Here is an 18,525-nt window from a genome sequence, read left to right on the forward strand (position 1 = left end):
TTTATTCCCCTTTTCCATCATTAATTGTTTTCATTGTGTCAATCAGTTTATTTAGTTGAATTAATAAAGAGCGATATTCTTGCTCTGTAATTCCTAAGTTTGTAGCCATCGTTGTCGGTAATGAACAAGCCTTTTCCTTTAAATCTTTGCCCTGTTCTGTTAATTCAATACAAACTTTTCGCTCGTCTTCTTTGGAACGAACACGTTTTACAAGTTTTAATGATTCCATACGTTTTAACATAGGTGTTAACGTACCAGAATCTAAAAATAGACGTTCTCCAATTTCTTTTACTGTTAGTCCATCTTGCTCCCATAGTACGAGTAAAGTAATGTACTGGGGATACGTAATACCCATTTCTTCTAAATAAGGTCGATAAAAACGAGTAACCTCTCTAGAGCAGGCGTAAATAGAAAAACAAAGTTGGTTATCTAGATGCAAAGAGTCTTCTGTCATAAATAACTCCCTTCTAATTAAGTTGTGCACAATTTAATTTTGTAAAACTAATATAACGAAAAAGAAATGCAATGTCAAATACATTGTATTGAGAAAGTCTTTGTTACATTTTGGAACAATCATACATATTTTCCTTCATGATGAAAGAAGATAGGGAAGATGATGTTATAATTTATATGGAATAGTTTCCATCACTTGATTATGAGGGCTTTTTTTGGTAACGTACAAATAGAGTTATTAATTTATAATCATTATAAAGTAGAATTTTTTTTATTAGTGTTATTGAATCTCCTTTATTACATACGGAGAATAATTAAAAAATAATCGGTTGTTCACACGATTGTCAGATTCATAAGAGGAAAGTTGTATTATGATAGTAGATAAAGTGATAAAACGGGTGAAGGGGGACATGCTGCGTGCATATTCTTGTTGTTAGTGTAAATTATCGAACAGCCCCTGTAGAATTTCGTGAGAAACTCACATTTCAGGCAGCAGAACTAGAGCGAGCGATGACTACATTACAAAATCAAAAGAGCGTGTTAGAGAATGTCATTGTGTCAACTTGTAATCGCACTGAGATTTATGCTGTTGTCGATCAATTACACACGGGACGGTATTATATTAAGAAGTTTTTAGCTGATTGGTTTCAGCTTGAAATAGAAGAAGTCGCGCCATATTTAACTATTTTTGAACAAGATGGCGCAATAGATCATTTATTCCGCGTAACGTGCGGTTTAGATTCAATGGTAGTCGGAGAAACGCAGATTTTAGGTCAAATAAAAGATAGCTTTTTAGAAGCGCAACAAGTTAAAGCAACAGGCACAATTTTTAATGAATTGTTTAAGCAAGTCATTACATTAGCAAAACGTGCCCACTCAGAAACAACAATCGGGGAAAGTGCAATGTCTGTTAGTTATGCTGCTGTTGAGCTTGGAAAGAAAATATTTGGCGAGTTAACAGATTGTCATGTGCTTATTCTTGGTGCTGGTAAAATGGGCGAACTTGCACTACAAAACTTATATGGAAGTGGTGCTCGTAAAGTAACAGTTATGAATAGGACGCTTTCGAAAGCAGAAGTAATGGCTGAGAAATATATGGGACATGCAAAATCGTTAAGCGAATTACAATGTGCATTATTAGAAGCAGATATTTTAATTAGTTCAACTGGTGCATCTGAGTATGTCATTACGAAAGAGATGATGACAAAGGTGGAGAAAATGCGCTCTGGTCGTCCATTATTTATGGTTGACATTGCAGTGCCGCGTGATATTGATCCAGCGATTGATGAGCTAGAAGGTTCTTTCTTGTATGATATTGATGATTTACAAGGAGTAGTGGAGGCAAACCGTGCTGAGCGTTTGAAAGAGGCAGAGAAAATTCAATTTATGATTGAAGAGGAAATTGTTCTATTTAAAACGTGGTTAAGTACACTTGGTGTTGTTCCATTAATATCAGCTCTTCGTGATAAGGCACTTGCAATCCAAAGTGAAACGATGGTAAGCCTAGAGCGAAAAATACCAAACCTTAGTGATCGTGAGAAAAAAGTTATTAGTAAGCATACGAAAAGTATTATTAATCAATTATTAAAAGACCCAATTTTAGTAGCGAAAGAAATAGCTGCTGAAGAGGGAGCGAGCGAAAAATTAGCGTTATTTGCAAAGATTTTTGATTTAGAAACGGAAGAAGTAGAGAGTCGTGCGGAAGAAGTAGAACATAAAAGAGTGTGGACACCATCCGTTCCATCTTTATAATTTGGAAGGATGATCGGATGAGTTTTTTAAATAACAGTATTATTTATCATATTGCAATTATTTTATATGCTTGTAGCATTAGTTTATATTTTATAGATTATTTCCAAAGTAACCGAAAGGCGAACCGATTTGCTTTTTGGTTACTTGCGATTGTATGGGTCCTGCAGTCTATTTTTATGTTGCTTAGAGCTACAGATTCAGAAACGAATCCTATTTTAACTTTATTATCAGGGATTTATTTTTATGTTTGGTTATTGATTACGATGTCGTTAGTTATTAATCGATTTATGAGAATTGACTTTTTAGTCTTTTTTACAAATGTTGTAGCATTTGGCGTAAGCGCTTTTTCTATTTTTACACCGCTCGGAAAGATGTCGCCAGTACTTGCGGAACAATTAGTTTCAGAACTTGTATACGTGCATGTCGGTATGGCAATTATTTCTTACGCAACGTTTACTGTATCGTTCATTTTTTCTATTATGTATTTATTGCAATATCGCCTATTAAAAAAGAAAAAATGGAATGCGAGATTAAGAAGGTTAGGGAATTTACCGAAGCTAGAATCTATGTCTTACGGATTAAATTTATTTTCTGTTCCATTTTTCTTACTAGCAATTTTATTAGGATGTATATGGGGATATACAAAATTGGATAATTTCCATTGGTATGATACGAAAGTAATCGGATCTTTTGTCGTTCTATTTGTGTATTGCACAGGTTTATATTTACGAGCGGCAGATGTGTTGCAAGGTAAGAAAATTGTACAGTGGAATATCGGATCGTTTCTCGTAATGCTAGTAAACATTTTTCTATTAAGCAGTTTGTCCAATTTCCACTTTTGGTATTTATAATGAGGAGAGAGAATTATGCGCAAAATTATTGTAGGGTCACGAAAGAGTAAACTAGCATTAACGCAAACAAACTGGTTTATTGATCAGTTAAAAGCCCTAGGTCTACCATATGAATTTGAAGTGAAAGAAATTGTCACAAAAGGTGATGTTATTTTAGATGTTACTCTTTCAAAAGTAGGCGGAAAAGGCTTGTTCGTTAAAGAAATTGAGCATGCGTTACTTACGAAAGAAATCGATATGGCTGTACATAGTATGAAAGATATGCCAGCCGTACTTCCAGAAGGTTTAATGATTGGCTGTACACCAAAGCGTGTTGACCCTCGTGATGCTTTTATCTCAAAAAATGGAGCATCGTTTAAAGAGTTAGCGGAAGGTGCTATTTTAGGTACGAGTAGTTTAAGACGTAGTGCACAGCTACTCGCTGCGAGACCAGATTTACAAGTGAAGTGGATTCGCGGGAATATCGATACACGTTTACGTAAATTAAAAGAAGAAGATTACGATGCGATTATTTTAGCGACAGCTGGATTACAAAGAATGGGCTGGGATAATGATGTTATTACAGAACATTTAGATGATACGTTATGTGTACCTGCTGTAGGACAAGGTGCATTAGCGATTGAGTGTCGTGAGGATGATAAGGATTTATTGCAGTTGTTAGCGCATATTAATGATACGATAACAGAAAGAACAGTGGCAGCGGAGCGAGTATTTCTTCATAAACTTGAAGGTGGATGCCAAGTTCCAATTGCTGGATATGCAACCCTTACAGAAAACGATGCAATCGAATTAACAGCTCTTGTCGGCTCTATGGATGGCTCTGTTTTATTAAAAGAGACAGTAGTGGGTACTAATCCTGAGGAAGTAGGGTTAGAGGCCGCGGACCGTTTAATTAAACAAGGCGCCAAAGAACTCATTCTTGCTGCAAATAAGGAGCAACAATAAATATGAACGCTCTCGCTGGAAAAACGGTATTGATTACACGTGCCCAGCATCAAGCGAAACAAATGAGTGTAGCAGTGAAAGAAAAGAGCGGAATTCCATTGGAAATTCCGCTTTTGCGTATGGAAGGTATGTCTCATAGGCAAATTCAACATATTGAAGAGCAGCTACATTCATACGACTGGGTTATTTTTACGAGCAGAAATGGTGTAGCTTTTTTTCTAGATAGTTTAAAAAAGAAACTACCGCTAACCATTAGAATCGCTGCGGTAGGTGTGAAAACAAAATTAGAGTTAGAAAAAAGGGGCTATCAAGTTCATTTTGTTCCGACTTCATTTGTTGCAGAAGCATTTGCAGAAGAGTTTCTAAAAGAATTAAGTGGAAACGAACGTATTTTATTTCCGAAAGGGAATTTAGCAAGAGAGGTAATTCCGGTTGCACTTCGGGAAATTGGTGTTTCTCTAGATGAGCTAATCGTATACGGTACGAAAGTGAATATAGAAAAAAAGCAAGAACTTATAGCAGCATTGAAGTTAGGGAAAGTAGACATTATTACATTTACGAGCCCTTCAACTGTTACTAGTTTTGTTCGTTTACTTGAGGGTACAAACTGGAGAGAATGGACAAAAAAATGTACAATTGCTTGTATAGGACCTATTACGGAAAAAGAGGCAAGTCTTTATTTTCCGTCTGTTATTGTGCCGAAAGAGTACACTGTAGAAGCATTACTACAATATGTTTGTGAATCTATAAAATGAAAGAATGGGGATAGAAATCTATGAACTCTTTACAATTTAATCGTCATCGTCGTTTAAGACAAAGCGGGGGCATGCGTGCACTTGTGCGTGAAACGTTTTTACATACGGAAGATTTTATTTACCCTATTTTTGTATTAGAAGGTGAAAATGTTCGTAATGAAGTTCCTTCTATGCCGGGCGTATATCAAATGTCTTTAGATTTATTGCAAGCTGAAATGCAAGAAGTTGTTGATTTAGGTATTCGTTCTGTTATTGTATTTGGTTTACCTGCTGAAAAGGATGAAGTTGGATCATCAGCATATTGTGATCATGGAATTGTACAACGTGCTATTCAGCAAATTAAAGGTGATTTCCCTGAGCTAGTAGTAGTTGCAGATACATGTTTATGTCAATTTACAAGCCATGGTCATTGCGGTGTAATTGAAGATGGGATTATTTTAAATGACGAGTCTCTTGCAGTTCTTGCGAAAACAGCTGTAAGTCAAGCGAAAGCAGGAGCGGATATTATTGCGCCATCAAACATGATGGACGGCTTCGTAACAGCAATTCGTCATGCATTAGACGAAAATGGTTTTGGACACGTGCCAGTTATGTCGTACGCTGTGAAATATTCATCAGCATTTTATGGACCATTCCGTGATGCTGCGCACGGTGCACCGCAATTTGGTGACCGTAAAACATATCAAATGGATCCGGCAAACCGTATGGAAGCATTCCGTGAAGCAGAATCAGATGTAATGGAAGGTGCAGATTTCTTAATCGTAAAACCAGCTCTTTCTTACTTAGATATCGTTCGTGATGTGAAAAATAACTTTAATTTACCAGTTGTCGCTTATAATGTAAGTGGTGAATATTCGATGATTAAAGCGGCAGCGCAAAATGGTTGGATTAATGAAAAAGAAGTTGTTCTTGAAAAATTAATTAGTATGAAACGTGCAGGGGCAGATTTAATTATTACGTATCATGCAAAAGATGCAGCAAGATGGTTACAAGAAGGAGGCGCTAAATAATGAAAAAGTTTGATAAGTCAATTGCAGCGTTTGAAGAGGCGCAAGACTTAATGCCTGGTGGCGTAAATAGCCCGGTTCGTGCCTTTAAGTCTGTTGGGATGAATCCGTTGTTTATGGAGCGTGGAAAAGGCTCTAAAGTATATGATATCGATGGGAATGAATACATCGACTACGTATTATCATGGGGTCCTTTAATTCATGGTCATGCAAATGATCGTGTTGTAGAAGCGTTAAAATCTGTTGCTGAAAGAGGTACAAGCTTCGGTGCACCAACAGAAATTGAAAATAAATTAGCAAAACTTGTTATTGAGCGCGTGCCATCAATTGAGATTGTGCGTATGGTTAACTCTGGAACGGAAGCAACAATGAGTGCACTACGTTTAGCTCGTGGTTATACAGGTCGTAATAAAATCTTGAAATTTATTGGTTGTTACCACGGTCATGGTGATTCGTTATTAATTAAAGCTGGTTCTGGTGTGGCGACTTTAGGGTTACCAGATAGTCCTGGTGTACCAGAAGGTGTAGCGAAAAATACGATTACAGTAGCTTATAACGATTTAGAAAGCGTAAAATACGCGTTTGAACAATTCGGTGATGATATTGCTTGTGTAATTGTAGAACCAGTAGCAGGAAATATGGGGGTTGTTCCTCCGCAGCCTGGATTTTTAGAAGGTCTTCGTGAAGTAACAGAACAAAACGGTGCATTGCTTATTTTTGATGAAGTAATGACAGGGTTCCGAGTAGCTTATAATTGTGGCCAAGGTTATTATGGCGTAACGCCTGATTTAACATGCCTAGGTAAAGTAATCGGTGGTGGTTTACCGGTAGGAGCATACGGTGGTAAAGCAGAAATTATGCGCCAAGTTGCGCCAAGCGGACCGATTTACCAAGCTGGTACTTTATCAGGTAATCCACTTGCAATGGCGGCAGGTTATGAAACGTTAGTACAGTTAACGCCAGAATCATATGTAGAATTTGAGCGTAAAGCTGAAATGTTAGAAGCTGGATTACGTAAAGCAGCTGAAAAACATGGCATTCCGCATCATATTAACCGTGCAGGCTCTATGATTGGTATTTTCTTTACAGATGAACCCGTTATTAATTACGATGCAGCAAAATCTTCAAACTTAGAATTCTTTGCGGCTTACTATCGTGAAATGGTAGAACAAGGTGTATTCTTACCACCATCTCAATTCGAAGGTTTATTCTTATCGACAGCACATAGTGATGCAGATATTGAAGCGACGATTGCAGCAGCTGAAATTGCAATGTCAAAATTAAAAGCGTAGTGTATTAGAGAAAATCGCTCTCCATAAGGGGAGCGATTTTTTTTATTCATAAAGTAAGCTTCCCACACATAAATCTGTAATGACATATAGTTTGGGAGGGGGAAAAGAAGTGGCTACAGATCATTCATTACGATTTTCATTAAAAGAATCTGTGTGGTTCCAAAAAGGACAGGAAGTCGAAGAACTTTTGTCAATTTCGTTAGATCCAGACGTTGAGATAGAAGAGCTTGATCATGAAGTAATCGTGAGAGGACAATTAGATTTAACGGGAGAGTATGTTGCACGAAAAGATGATTCCGCGTATTCATTAAGAGAACTATCGCCAGCAAAGTCAATTGATTATGTAGAAACAAGAGAAGATGGGGTTAATGAACTTGTTCATTCCTTTCCACTTGAAATATCAATTCCGAGAAATCGAGTGAAAGTAATTGAAGAGCTATATGTATCAATCGAGGAATTTGATTATGAATTAAAGGAAAATGGTTGCTTACAATTATTAGCGGATATATCTATTACCGGTTTGTGTGATGAAGAGAGAAGCGAGGATGAAGTTGAAGAGGAAGAAACGGTGTATGCTGAGTTAGAAGAAGATTCAGCGCAAGAGGATGAAAATAGACCGGCGCCGCATGTAGAAGAACCAGCATATAAGGAATCAGATGAGTGGGAAGATTACGCATTTGAACCGTTCCAATTAGAGGAAAGAAAAGAGCAGGAATTAGAAGAAGAGAAAATAGAAGAACATGAATTTGTGGAACGTGAAGAGGAGCAAGAAACAACGCCGCAATTTGAACTGTTCGGACGAAAAGATTTCAAGAAAGAAAAAGCGAAAAAGCAGGAAGAACAAGAAGAAGAGTACTCACAGCGAGATGAAAATGCGCTTTATTTAACAAAACTATTTACGAAAGAACCGGAAGAAGAATTTACAAAGTTAAGAATGTATTTCGTGCAAGAAGGGGATACAATTGAATCTATTGCAGACCGTTATGAAACGTCTGTACAAAATTTATACCGTGTCAATCAAACAGAAGATATATTTTTAAATACGGGGCAAATTATTTATATTCCCGTTTCAAGGGTAAAGGCGAAATAAGGAAGTGAGTGTTTTCACTCACTTCCTTTCTTAGAGGCTATGTTTTGAATAGAAAGGGTTATTCGTATGGATATTGAGTTGCGAAATCACTATGAACCTATCGTGAGGCAATATAGATTGGATACGCAGCATATGGAAGAGCACGGAAATGTAATGAAAATTTATACGAATCAAGGTCCATATGCACTCAAGAAAATAGAAGGCAGAAAGTTAGAGCGGAATAACTTTCTGCATCATATTCAATATTTGAAGGAGAAAGGTTTTTCAAATTATGTACCTATATATCATGCGACGGATGGAAGTTATATTTTAAGTGACGGGACGTATAATTATTATTTAATGCCTTGGTTAGAACGTGCAGAAGGAAACGGTGAGGACAATGATCAATACCATAAAATGTTTCAGACACTTGGAACGTTGCATCAAAAAACTGTGAAGGAAGAAACGTATACGGAAGAAGATTTAGAAAAACATTATACAAGTATATCCGATCGTTGGGAAAATGATGGTGAGATGTTAGAAGAGTTTCTCGTAGAATCTGAATCAAAATGGTATATGTCCCCGTTTGAATTGCAATATTGTACGTACTATCATCATGTAATGAGAGCGCGTGAATTTGCAACGAAGCAATTAAATGAGTGGAACGATGCGATGAAAGAAAAGGAGAAAACGCGTATTACTTTTGTGCATGGTAATGTGTCACTGAATCATTTTTTATTTGACTATGAACGGAATGGCTATTTTATTAGTTTAGAAAAATCGAAGTTTGCAACGCCTGTGCAAGATATAGTAGGTTTTTATTCACGGTCTTTAAACACATATCCAATCGCAAGAAGTGATCGGTTTGAATGGTTTCAAATGTATCAAAAAAATTTCCCTTTTACGAAAGAAGAGCAACTACTTATGTTTGCGTATATGACGTATCCATCGCAATTTATTCGGCAAATCCAGTCTTATAAGAAAAGAAGAGATAATCGTAACGAGGAAAATGAACTGCGCGGAGTAAAGAGTTTGCAACAATCGCATTGGCTCGTTAGCAATATAGAATATTTCCTGTCACAATTACAAGCTGCCCAGCAAGGGAACGGATAAAGTAAACATTCCCCGCTGATGATTAGCCTTCACTAATTGGGCGTTTACGGGCACCAGGGCTCCCATCTAACTTCTTTGCTTCAGCTGAGTTTTGAGGTGGAGGTCTTACTGCCCACAAATAGCGGGGTAAAGAAGATAAGTAGAGGATTCTACTTATCTTCTTTTTGGCACCAAAAGCTGTAGTTTTAAATTTATCTTGACGAATAAGGTTTCGTTTTTTACACTATTGTATATAATAATTAACAATCATATAAATGCCTTGAAGGGGAAGAGTATAACATGAAACGTCTTCAGAGAGGAGAATCATTAGCTGGGAGATTCTCTAGATAGTTATGTTAGAAGGTAGCCCTGGAGCATCTTTTCTGAACGGAATAGTTCTTATTAGGAAAAGACGGATTTGTCCGTTATCAAATTAAGAGTATAAGCAAATTATGAATTTGTTTGTAAATAAAGGTGGTACCGCGATGTCCCTCGTCCTTTTTGGATGAGGGACATTTTTTATTTTAAGGAGGGAAAATAATGTCAAACACGGAAAAGAATTTACCAACTAAATATGATCATATGTCCGTTGAAGAAGGCCTTTATCAATGGTGGCTTGAAGGCAAATATTTTGAAGCAACAGGAGACGAGAAGAAACAACCGTATACAATTGTAATTCCACCTCCGAACGTAACTGGTAAGTTACACTTAGGTCATGCTTGGGATACAACTCTTCAAGATATTTTAACTCGTACGAAGCGTATGCAAGGATACGATGTACTATGGCTTCCAGGAATGGACCATGCTGGTATCGCAACACAAGCGAAAGTAGAAGGAAAACTTCGTGAAGAAGGTATTTCACGTTACGATCTTGGCCGTGAAAAATTCCTTGAAAAAGCTTGGGAGTGGAAAGAAGAGTACGCTTCTCACATTCGTCAACAATGGGGGAAAGTTGGTTTAGGACTAGACTATTCTCGTGAACGCTTCACATTAGACAAAGGTTTATCAGATGCGGTTAATAAAGTATTCGTTCAATTATACGAAAAAGGCTTAATTTACCGTGGTGAATATATCATCAACTGGGATCCAGCAACACGTACAGCTCTTTCTGATATTGAAGTAATTCATAAAGAAGTTCAAGGTGCATTCTACCATATGAACTATCCGTTAACAGATGGTTCTGGTCACATTCGTCTTGCTACTACTCGTCCAGAAACGATGCTTGGTGATACAGCAGTAGCAGTTCATCCAGAAGACGATCGTTACAAACATTTAATCGGAAAAACAGTTACACTTCCAATCGTAGGCCGTGAGATTCCGATTATTGCTGATGAGTACGTAGAAAAAGATTTCGGAACGGGCGTTGTAAAAATTACACCAGCTCATGACCCGAATGACTTTGAAGTAGGTAACCGTCATGACTTACCACGCATCTTAGTAATGAACGAAGATGGATCGATGAACGAAAAAGCTGGTAAGTATAACGGTATGGATCGTTTCGAATGCCGTAAAGAATTAGTAAAAGACTTACAAGAAGCTGGCGTATTAGTAGAAATCGAGCCACATATGCATTCAGTAGGTCATAGTGAGCGTAGCGGTGCGGTTGTTGAGCCTTATTTATCAACACAGTGGTTCGTAAAAATGGCTCCACTTGCTGAAAAAGCAGTAGCGCTTCAACAAAAAGAAGAAGAAAAAGTAACGTTCGTACCAGAGCGTTTTGAAAACACATATTTACGTTGGATGGAAAATATTCATGACTGGTGTATTTCTCGTCAATTATGGTGGGGACACCGTATTCCAGCTTGGTACCATAAAGAAACTGGTGAAGTATACGTAGGTACAGAAGCACCAGCAGATATTGAAAACTGGAATCAAGATAACGATGTACTTGATACATGGTTCAGTTCAGCATTATGGCCATTCTCCACACTTGGTTGGCCAAATGAAGATTCAGCAGACTTCAAACGTTACTATTCAACAGATGTACTAGTAACGGGTTATGATATTATCTTCTTCTGGGTATCTCGTATGATTTTCCAAGGTTTAGAGTTTACAGGCGAGCGTCCATTTAAAGATGTATTAATTCACGGTTTAGTTCGTGACGAGCAAGGTCGTAAAATGAGTAAATCTCTTGGTAACGGTATTGATCCAATGGATGTTATCGAGAAGTACGGTGCAGATGCAATGCGTTTCTTCTTATCAACAGGAAGTGCACCAGGTCAAGATTTACGTTTCAGCATGGAAAAAGTAGAATCTACTTGGAACTTCATTAATAAAATTTGGAACGCATCACGTTTCGTATTAATGAACATGGATGATATGAAGTATGAAGAAATCGATTTAACTGGCGAAAAATCAGTTGCGGATAAGTGGATCTTAACTCGCTTAAACGAAACAATCGAAAGCGTAACACGTAACATGGATAAATATGAGTTCGGTGAAGCTGGTCGTTCATTATACAACTTCATTTGGGACGATTTCTGTGATTGGTATATTGAAATGGCGAAACTTCCACTATACGGTGAAGATGAAGCAGCTAAGAAAACAACTCGTTCTATTTTAGCTTACGTATTAGATCAAACAATGCGTCTATTACACCCATTCATGCCATTCGTAACAGAGAAAATTTGGCAACATTTACCGCATGAAGGCGAGTCTATTACAGTAGCTGCGTGGCCAACAGTTCGCGAAGATTTACAAGATACGGAGGCTGCGGCAGAAATGCACCTTCTAGTTGATATCATTCGCTCTGTTCGTAACATCCGTGCAGAAGTAAATACGCCAATGAGCAAAAAAGTTCAAATGCAAATTAAAGCAAAAGATGAGGCTGTACTTGCTCAACTTACGAAAAACAGCTCTTACATTGAGCGTTTCTGTAACCCAAGCGAATTAACAATTCAAACAGACTTACAAGCGCCAGAAAAGGCAATGACTGCAATCGTATCAGGTGCAGAGTTATTCTTACCGTTAGCTGATCTTATCAATCTTGATGAAGAGAGAGCTCGTCTTGAGAAAGAACTTGAGAAGTTCGATAAAGAAGTAGAACGTGTACAGAAGAAACTTTCTAACCAAGGTTTCGTAGCGAAAGCTCCTGCAGCGGTTATTGAAGGAGAGCGTGCGAAAGAGCAAGATTACCTAGAAAAACGCGAAGCAGTTCGTCAACGTCTAGCAGATCTTGAAAAGTAAAAATGTTTTTAGAGACTCACTATATTGGTGAGTCTCTTTTCTTTGCGTATAATAGAACTATGAAAGTTGTCTTTTGAAAGGGGAAAAATATACGTGATACATACATACGAAGAAGCGATAGGGTGGATCCATAGCCGATTGAAATTTGGAATTAAGCCAGGATTAGAAAGAATGAGATGGATGTTAGAAGAACTTGGAAATCCAGAGCGTCATATCAAATGTGTTCATCTTGCTGGTACAAATGGAAAAGGTTCAACGTTAACATATATGCGTTACATGTTAGAAGGCGCGAAATATAAGGTAGGAACGTTTACCTCTCCTTACATCGAATCATTTAATGAACGCATTAGTGTGAATGGAACACCAATTGCAGACGAAGAGATTACTGAACTTGTAAAGCTGGTAAAACCAGTCGTGGAAAAACTAGATGAAACGGATTTAGGGGAAGCGACAGAGTTTGAAATTATTACTGTTATGGCGATTTGCTATTTCGGCAAATTCAATTTCTGTGATGTTGTTTTATTTGAAACAGGGCTTGGTGGACGTTTTGATTCTACCAATGTTATACACCCTGTTCTCACGATTATTACGAATATCGGTCACGATCATATGCATATTTTAGGAAATACACTAGGAGAAATTGCATATGAAAAGGCGGGGATTATTAAGTCTGGCGTGCCGGTAATTACTGGTGTACAAGATGAAGAAGCTTTGCAAGTCATTCAAAATGTTGCAAAGGAAAATCATGCAAACTTATACGAGATGGGCAACCATTTTACAGCATTACATAAACAGTCTAGTGAAGATGGAGAACAGTTCGATTTCACTTGTCCTTTCGCCTCTTTTGAAGATGTGCGAATCACAATGAAAGGCAGCCACCAAGTAGGAAACGCAGCACTTGCGCTTATGGCAGTCATGTATGTAAAAACATACTTATCATTTTTAATTGAGGAAGAAGAAATAAGAACTGGATTACAGGAAGCGTATTGGGTGGGGCGCTTTGAAAAACTGCAAAGTAATCCAGATATTATTATAGATGGTGCTCATAATCCAGAAGGTATCGAAAGCCTTGTGAAAACAGTAGAAGCGCATTACAAAGATAAAAATGTAATAGTGTTATTTACTGCCCTTGGTGATAAACAATTACATAACATGGTAGGCCAATTAGAAACCATTGCAGATGAAATTATTTTTACAACATTCGCCTTTGATCGTGCTATTTCTGCTGATAAGCTTGCATCATATTCACAGAAAGAATCAAAATTAGTTTTTGAAAATTGGAAAGAGGCAATTGATACAAAAGTTGAAATGATAGCAGAAAATGATGTTTTTATCATAACAGGTTCTCTTTATTTCATTTCTGAAGTACGAAAATATATTTGCGAGAAAAACTAGATAGTCTTTGCTATCTAGTTTTTTTGTTCTACAAATGAAGTCAAATGCATACATATAAGATAAATATATAGGGTTATTTGGCGAATTCCTCTGACAAATATCTCGTTTTTTTATGAAATGAATATGATATGATGCGGACAACGATAAGAGGTGAGGTGTGAGTGTATGGACAAGCAATCACGAACGATCTCAGTGAAAGTGAATGGAACAGAAGCGAAGTATGAGGAAAAAAAGAAAGATGAATTTGAATGGATGGTAGTAGAAAGTGAACGACCGAAAAATGTTGTTCCGTTTCAAAAAGCGAAATCAATGTCTGTGGAAAAATACCGAAAGAAGTGGAGTAATACATTAATTGTAATCGTTGCAACTGCAATCATTATCGGTACGGCGTTTGGAATGGGGATGCTTCATTTACTTACTGGACAAGGAACGACAGGAGGAAGTGAAGTGACAGCTTCAAGGCCGACTGGAAATGGAGAATCAAAGGTGGGTGGAACGGCAGAACAAACACCAGCACCGAAAGAAGAAAAACAAAAAGCACAAGCAGGAACGTCATTGGATCCAATGAAATTATTTTTTGTTCAAGGAGGGCTTTATTCTTCTGAAGAAAAGGGACAGGCAGCTCTTGAAGAATGGAAAGGCAATGGGGGCATTGGTGCTTTGAGACCGAGCGGTGATAAGTATGCAATAGTTGTTGGTATTGCTAGCGATGAACAGTCTATAGATCAATTAATGACTAAGTATAAAAATGATGGTGTCTCCGTTTTAAAAAAGAACTGGGATATAACAGATAAAGCATTGCTGAAAGATGATAAAGAAGTAGGAACATTTTTAACAAAAGTGCAGCCATTATACACTCATTTAGCAAAATATGCTTCTAGCGTACAAGTTGGTGGAAAAAGTAGCGCAAAAGATATAGAAGTAATTGAAAAAGAATGGAAAAAGGTTGAAAAAGAAGGGAAAAGTATGAAACAAGAAGAAGCAAAGAAACTGTATATGTATACGTCGGTAGCTGTACAAACAGTAAAAGATGGGAAGATGGATAAGGAATCTTTGGCGAAATTAAATCAAGTTATTATTGATGGTTTACTCTCGTATGAAAAAATTGTTTCGTAGAAAGTGAAATGATAGGATAATAAAATGAGTAAGAAAGAAGTACATGTACTTCTTTCTTTTCTTTTGAATTTAGAGCAAAGTGCTTTCTCTATGACAGGAATATAATCGTATGCAATAAAGAAGTGTTATTTTAGTTAGAGAAATTAATATTTCTTTCATTTGTGGACAAACTATTCCTTTGATACGATTAATATAAATTGTTCTGCTTCATGTGAGAAAGGAAGGAGAAAATATGAGAAAAATAATTTTAGCTTCAGGGTCACCTCGGAGGAAGGAATTGCTTGAGTTAGCTAGTGTGCCATTTGAAATCGTTGTAAGTGAAGTAGAGGAAACAATTGGTGCATATTCATCGCCTTCTGATATTGTAATGTCGCTTGCCTTGCAAAAAGCATCAGCGGTGGCAGAAAATAATAGTGATCACATTGTGTTAGGTGCAGATACAATTGTTACATATGAGTCGCGTATTCTTGGTAAGCCTTCTAATGAGGATGAGGCGAAAGAGATGTTGCAATTACTATCAGGGAAAACACATGAAGTGTATACAGGTGTTGCAATTATAGCAAAAGAAAAAACGGTTACTTTTTATGAGCGTACAGAAGTTACATTTTGGGAGTTAACAGAAGAGGAAATTGATACATACGTCGCGTCGAAAGAACCTTTTGATAAAGCCGGTAGTTATGGGATTCAAGGTAAAGGATCTATTTTCGTTCAAAATATTCAAGGGGACTACTATAGTGTAGTTGGCTTACCAATTGCACGTCTCGTTCGGGAATTAAAACAATTTGATATTGATGTAACCCATGCGTAAAATTGCATGGGGTTTTCTTTGAGAGAACAAATAAAGGGGTGGAGAGATGAACGGTATTCGTGATGTTGTAAGAGAAGAACAGCCACGGGAGCGTTTATTGTTAGAAGGTGCTGGAAGTTTATCAAATCGAGAGCTTCTCGCAGTGTTACTCAGAACAGGTTCTAAAGAAGAAACAGTTTTAAAGTTGTCAGATAAAATTTTACATCAATTTGATGGCTTACGTATGTTGAAAGATGCAACATTAGAAGAGCTAATTAGTATACATGGTATTGGGATTTCAAAGGCATCGCAACTTATGGCAGCCTTTGAACTAGGCAGAAGAATGGTACGTTTAGAATATCAAAATAGATATAGTATTCGAAGTCCAGAAGATTGTGCGAAATACATGATGGAAGAAATGCGTTTTTTACAACAAGAGCATTTTGTTTGTTTATATTTAAATACAAAAAATCAAGTTATACATAGGCAAACGATCTTTATTGGAAGTTTAAACACGTCAATTGTACACCCGAGGGAAGTTTTTAAAGAAGCCTTCCGTCGTGCAGCAGCCTCTATCATATGTCTTCATAACCATCCCTCAGGAGATCCCACGCCGAGCCGTGAAGATATTGCAGTAACAAAACGCTTAGTAGAATGCGGCCAGATTATCGGAATTGAAGTGCTTGATCATATTATAATAGGTGACCATAAATTCGTGAGTTTAAAGGAAAAAGGTCATATTTAAGACTATGCTTTTTACTTATTTTGTTTTATAATGTGATTTATGAGTTTTTTGTAGAAATTTATCTACAAAAAGGATAAAGATATAAAAAACGTACTGTTTTTATAATATAAAGTAAGAAAAAATGAGTCCGTGAAAACAAGAAAGGAAGATAAATAATATGTTTGGATTTGGTGGATTTACTCGCGATCTTGGAATAGACTTAGGAACTGCGAACACGCTTGTATATGTAAAAGGAAAAGGTGTAGTTTTACGTGAACCTTCAGTAGTTGCGTTACAAACTGATACGAAACAAATCGTTGCTGTAGGTAGCGATGCAAAACAAATGATTGGTCGTACACCAGGGAACGTTGTGGCACTTCGCCCGATGAAAGACGGTGTAATTGCTGATTATGAAACAACTGCAACAATGATGAAATATTACATTCAACAAGCTCAAAAATCAAACGGTTTCTTCTCACGTAAGCCGTATGTAATGGTATGTGTACCATCTGGTATTACAGCTGTAGAAAGACGTGCAGTAATCGATGCGACTCGTCAAGCGGGTGCTCGTGATGCTTATCCTATCGAAGAGCCATTTGCAGCAGCAATTGGTGCAAACTTACCTGTTTGGGAACCAACTGGTAGTATGGTTGTTGATATCGGTGGCGGTACAACAGAAGTTGCAATTATTTCTCTAGGTGGTATTGTAACAAGCCAGTCAGTCCGTGTTGCTGGTGATGATATGGACGATTCAATCATTCAGTACATTAAGAAAAGCTATAACTTAATGATCGGTGAAAGAACAGCTGAAGCATTAAAATTAGAAATTGGTTCTGCAGGCGAGCCAGAAGGTATCGAGCCTATGGAAATTCGCGGTCGTGATTTAGTAAGTGGTTTACCAAAAACAGTACTAATTCAGCCAGAAGAAATTGCAGATGCATTAAAAGATACAGTAGATGCGATTGTAGAATCAGTTAAAAATACGTTAGAAAAAACTCCACCTGAATTAGCGGCTGATATTATGGACCGCGGTATCGTATTAACAGGTGGCGGGGCATTACTACGTAATTTAGATAAAGTAATTAGTGAAGAAACGAAAATGCCAGTTCTTGTTGCAGAAGATCCATTAGATTGCGTAGCAATTGGAACAGGTAAAGCATTAGACAATATCGATCTTTTCAAAACTGCTGCTCGATAATATTGCAAAATAAAAATCAGTGAAATTAAGAGGGTGTGAACGTGCCACAGTTTTTCTTAAACAAAAGATTAATTGTTTTGTTGGTTAGTATTATTCTTCTCGTGGCATTGATTGGAATCTCATTGAAAGAACGGAACAGTTTAACATGGCCAGAGCAGTTTGTTAAAGATACTGTCGGTGTTGTAGAACGTGTATTCCAAAAGCCAGCGAAATACGTAGCTGGATTCTTCGAAAATGTAGAGGATGTAAAGCGCACGTATGAAGAGAATAAAGAATTAAAAGCAAAATTAGATAATTATGCAGGTCTATCAGGGAAAGTAAAACAATTAGAAGATGATAACAAGAAGTTACAAGAGCTAACTGGTAAAAAAGAGTTAAATAGCGGGTATACTGAAATTCCAGCTACTGTTGTTTCTCGTAATCCAGATAAATGGTACGATTTAATTGGAATTGATAAAGGGGCACAGCAAGGAATTAAAAAAGATATGGCTGTAGTAACTTCACAAGGGTTAGTTGGAAGAGTGAAAAGTGTATCTCAGTTTACATCATCAGTAGAATTACTAAGTTCTATGAGCCGAACAAATCGCGTTTCTGCTATTGTACAAGGGCAAGAGAAAATCTTTGGATTGATTGAAGGTTATGACAAAGAAAAGCAATTACTTCTTTTCACAAAGATTGGCTCTGATGCACCGGTAGAGAAAGATCAACTAGTTGTAACATCTGGACTGGGTGATATTTTCCCGAAAGGTCTTGTAATTGGAAAAATCGTTGAAGTTCAGCCGGATGCATATGGCTTAACAAAAACAGCTTATGTAAAACCTGCCGCTGATTTAAATGACGTAGAGCATATTACGGTTGCTAAACGTGCAACACCTTCAGCGCCATTAGAATAGGAGGAGAAGA

Annotated in this window: 16 protein-coding genes and 1 other annotated feature; of the genes, 15 read left to right on the top strand and 1 reads right to left on the bottom strand. The window is 37.2% G+C overall.

What is annotated here, in order from left to right; all coding sequences use genetic code 11:
- Nucleotide 1 precedes the first annotated feature (1 nt).
- A complete protein-coding gene (locus MR112_RS17125; RefSeq protein ID WP_000133916.1) occupies nucleotides 2–454 on the bottom strand; it encodes a MarR family winged helix-turn-helix transcriptional regulator in 453 nt (150 codons plus the stop codon).
- A gap of 416 nt (nucleotides 455–870) precedes the next feature.
- On the opposite strand from MR112_RS17125, the gene hemA reads away from it, so the two are divergent.
- The 15 genes from hemA to mreC all read left to right on the top strand — a co-directional run bounded on the left by hemA (nucleotide 871) and on the right by mreC (nucleotide 18,515).
- Nucleotides 871–2,205: a glutamyl-tRNA reductase gene (gene hemA, locus MR112_RS17130; RefSeq protein ID WP_000547868.1), complete on the top strand. Its 1,335-nt coding sequence runs from the start codon at nucleotides 871–873 to the stop codon at nucleotides 2,203–2,205.
- 17 nt (nucleotides 2,206–2,222) lie between these two features.
- Nucleotides 2,223–3,056, top strand: coding sequence for a cytochrome c biogenesis protein (locus tag MR112_RS17135; RefSeq protein ID WP_000008991.1), 834 nt, complete (start codon nucleotides 2,223–2,225; stop codon nucleotides 3,054–3,056).
- A gap of 15 nt (nucleotides 3,057–3,071) precedes the next feature.
- Nucleotides 3,072–4,001 carry a hydroxymethylbilane synthase gene (gene hemC, locus MR112_RS17140; RefSeq protein WP_001226407.1) on the top strand — a complete coding sequence of 310 codons (930 nt, stop codon included), beginning with the start codon at nucleotides 3,072–3,074 and terminating at the stop codon, nucleotides 3,999–4,001.
- Nucleotides 4,002–4,003: 2 nt separating this feature from the next.
- Nucleotides 4,004–4,756: a uroporphyrinogen-III synthase gene (hemD, locus tag MR112_RS17145; protein ID WP_000992353.1), complete on the top strand. Its 753-nt coding sequence runs from the start codon at nucleotides 4,004–4,006 to the stop codon at nucleotides 4,754–4,756.
- Between the two features lie 20 nt (nucleotides 4,757–4,776).
- The gene (hemB, locus tag MR112_RS17150) at nucleotides 4,777–5,766 is read left to right on the top strand and encodes a porphobilinogen synthase (RefSeq protein WP_001087065.1); all 990 of its coding nucleotides are present in this window, start codon (nucleotides 4,777–4,779) and stop codon (nucleotides 5,764–5,766) included.
- Nucleotides 5,766–7,055 (top strand): glutamate-1-semialdehyde 2,1-aminomutase, encoded by a 1,290-nt coding sequence (gene hemL / locus MR112_RS17155; protein ID WP_000712943.1) that lies wholly within the window; start codon nucleotides 5,766–5,768, stop codon nucleotides 7,053–7,055. The genes hemB and hemL overlap by 1 nt, the downstream gene beginning before the upstream one ends.
- A gap of 79 nt (nucleotides 7,056–7,134) precedes the next feature.
- Complete coding sequence (spoVID, locus tag MR112_RS17160) at nucleotides 7,135–8,145, top strand: stage VI sporulation protein D (RefSeq protein ID WP_002024850.1); 1,011 nt, start codon at nucleotides 7,135–7,137, stop codon at nucleotides 8,143–8,145.
- 66 nt (nucleotides 8,146–8,211) lie between these two features.
- Entirely contained in the window at nucleotides 8,212–9,237 is a 1,026-nt protein-coding gene (gene ysxE, locus MR112_RS17165; protein ID WP_000350658.1) for a spore coat protein YsxE, read from the top strand.
- A gap of 250 nt (nucleotides 9,238–9,487) precedes the next feature.
- Nucleotides 9,488–9,719 (top strand) — a binding site (T-box leader).
- A 37-nt stretch (nucleotides 9,720–9,756) separates the two neighbouring features.
- Nucleotides 9,757–12,402: a valine--tRNA ligase gene (locus tag MR112_RS17170; protein ID WP_242245148.1), complete on the top strand. Its 2,646-nt coding sequence runs from the start codon at nucleotides 9,757–9,759 to the stop codon at nucleotides 12,400–12,402.
- 93 nt (nucleotides 12,403–12,495) lie between these two features.
- Nucleotides 12,496–13,797 (top strand): bifunctional folylpolyglutamate synthase/dihydrofolate synthase, encoded by a 1,302-nt coding sequence (locus tag MR112_RS17175; protein WP_000582064.1) that lies wholly within the window; start codon nucleotides 12,496–12,498, stop codon nucleotides 13,795–13,797.
- Between the two features lie 165 nt (nucleotides 13,798–13,962).
- Nucleotides 13,963–14,913, top strand: coding sequence for a stage II sporulation protein B (locus tag MR112_RS17180; protein WP_078186328.1), 951 nt, complete (start codon nucleotides 13,963–13,965; stop codon nucleotides 14,911–14,913).
- 232 nt (nucleotides 14,914–15,145) lie between these two features.
- Nucleotides 15,146–15,721 (top strand): Maf family protein, encoded by a 576-nt coding sequence (locus tag MR112_RS17185; protein ID WP_001226290.1) that lies wholly within the window; start codon nucleotides 15,146–15,148, stop codon nucleotides 15,719–15,721.
- 46 nt (nucleotides 15,722–15,767) lie between these two features.
- A complete protein-coding gene (gene radC, locus MR112_RS17190; protein WP_001013390.1) occupies nucleotides 15,768–16,445 on the top strand; it encodes a RadC family protein in 678 nt (225 codons plus the stop codon).
- Between the two features lie 157 nt (nucleotides 16,446–16,602).
- Nucleotides 16,603–17,622, top strand: coding sequence for a cell shape-determining protein MreB (mreB, locus tag MR112_RS17195; protein WP_000466736.1), 1,020 nt, complete (start codon nucleotides 16,603–16,605; stop codon nucleotides 17,620–17,622).
- A 41-nt stretch (nucleotides 17,623–17,663) separates the two neighbouring features.
- On the top strand, nucleotides 17,664–18,515 hold the full coding sequence (gene mreC / locus MR112_RS17200) for a rod shape-determining protein MreC (RefSeq protein ID WP_001135488.1): 852 nt from the start codon (nucleotides 17,664–17,666) through the stop codon (nucleotides 18,513–18,515).
- Nucleotides 18,516–18,525: the final 10 nt, after the last annotated feature.

The organism is Bacillus cereus group sp. BfR-BA-01330 (genome assembly GCF_022663885.1).
GTDB classification, from domain to species: Bacteria; Bacillota; Bacilli; order Bacillales; family Bacillaceae_G; genus Bacillus_A; species Bacillus_A cereus.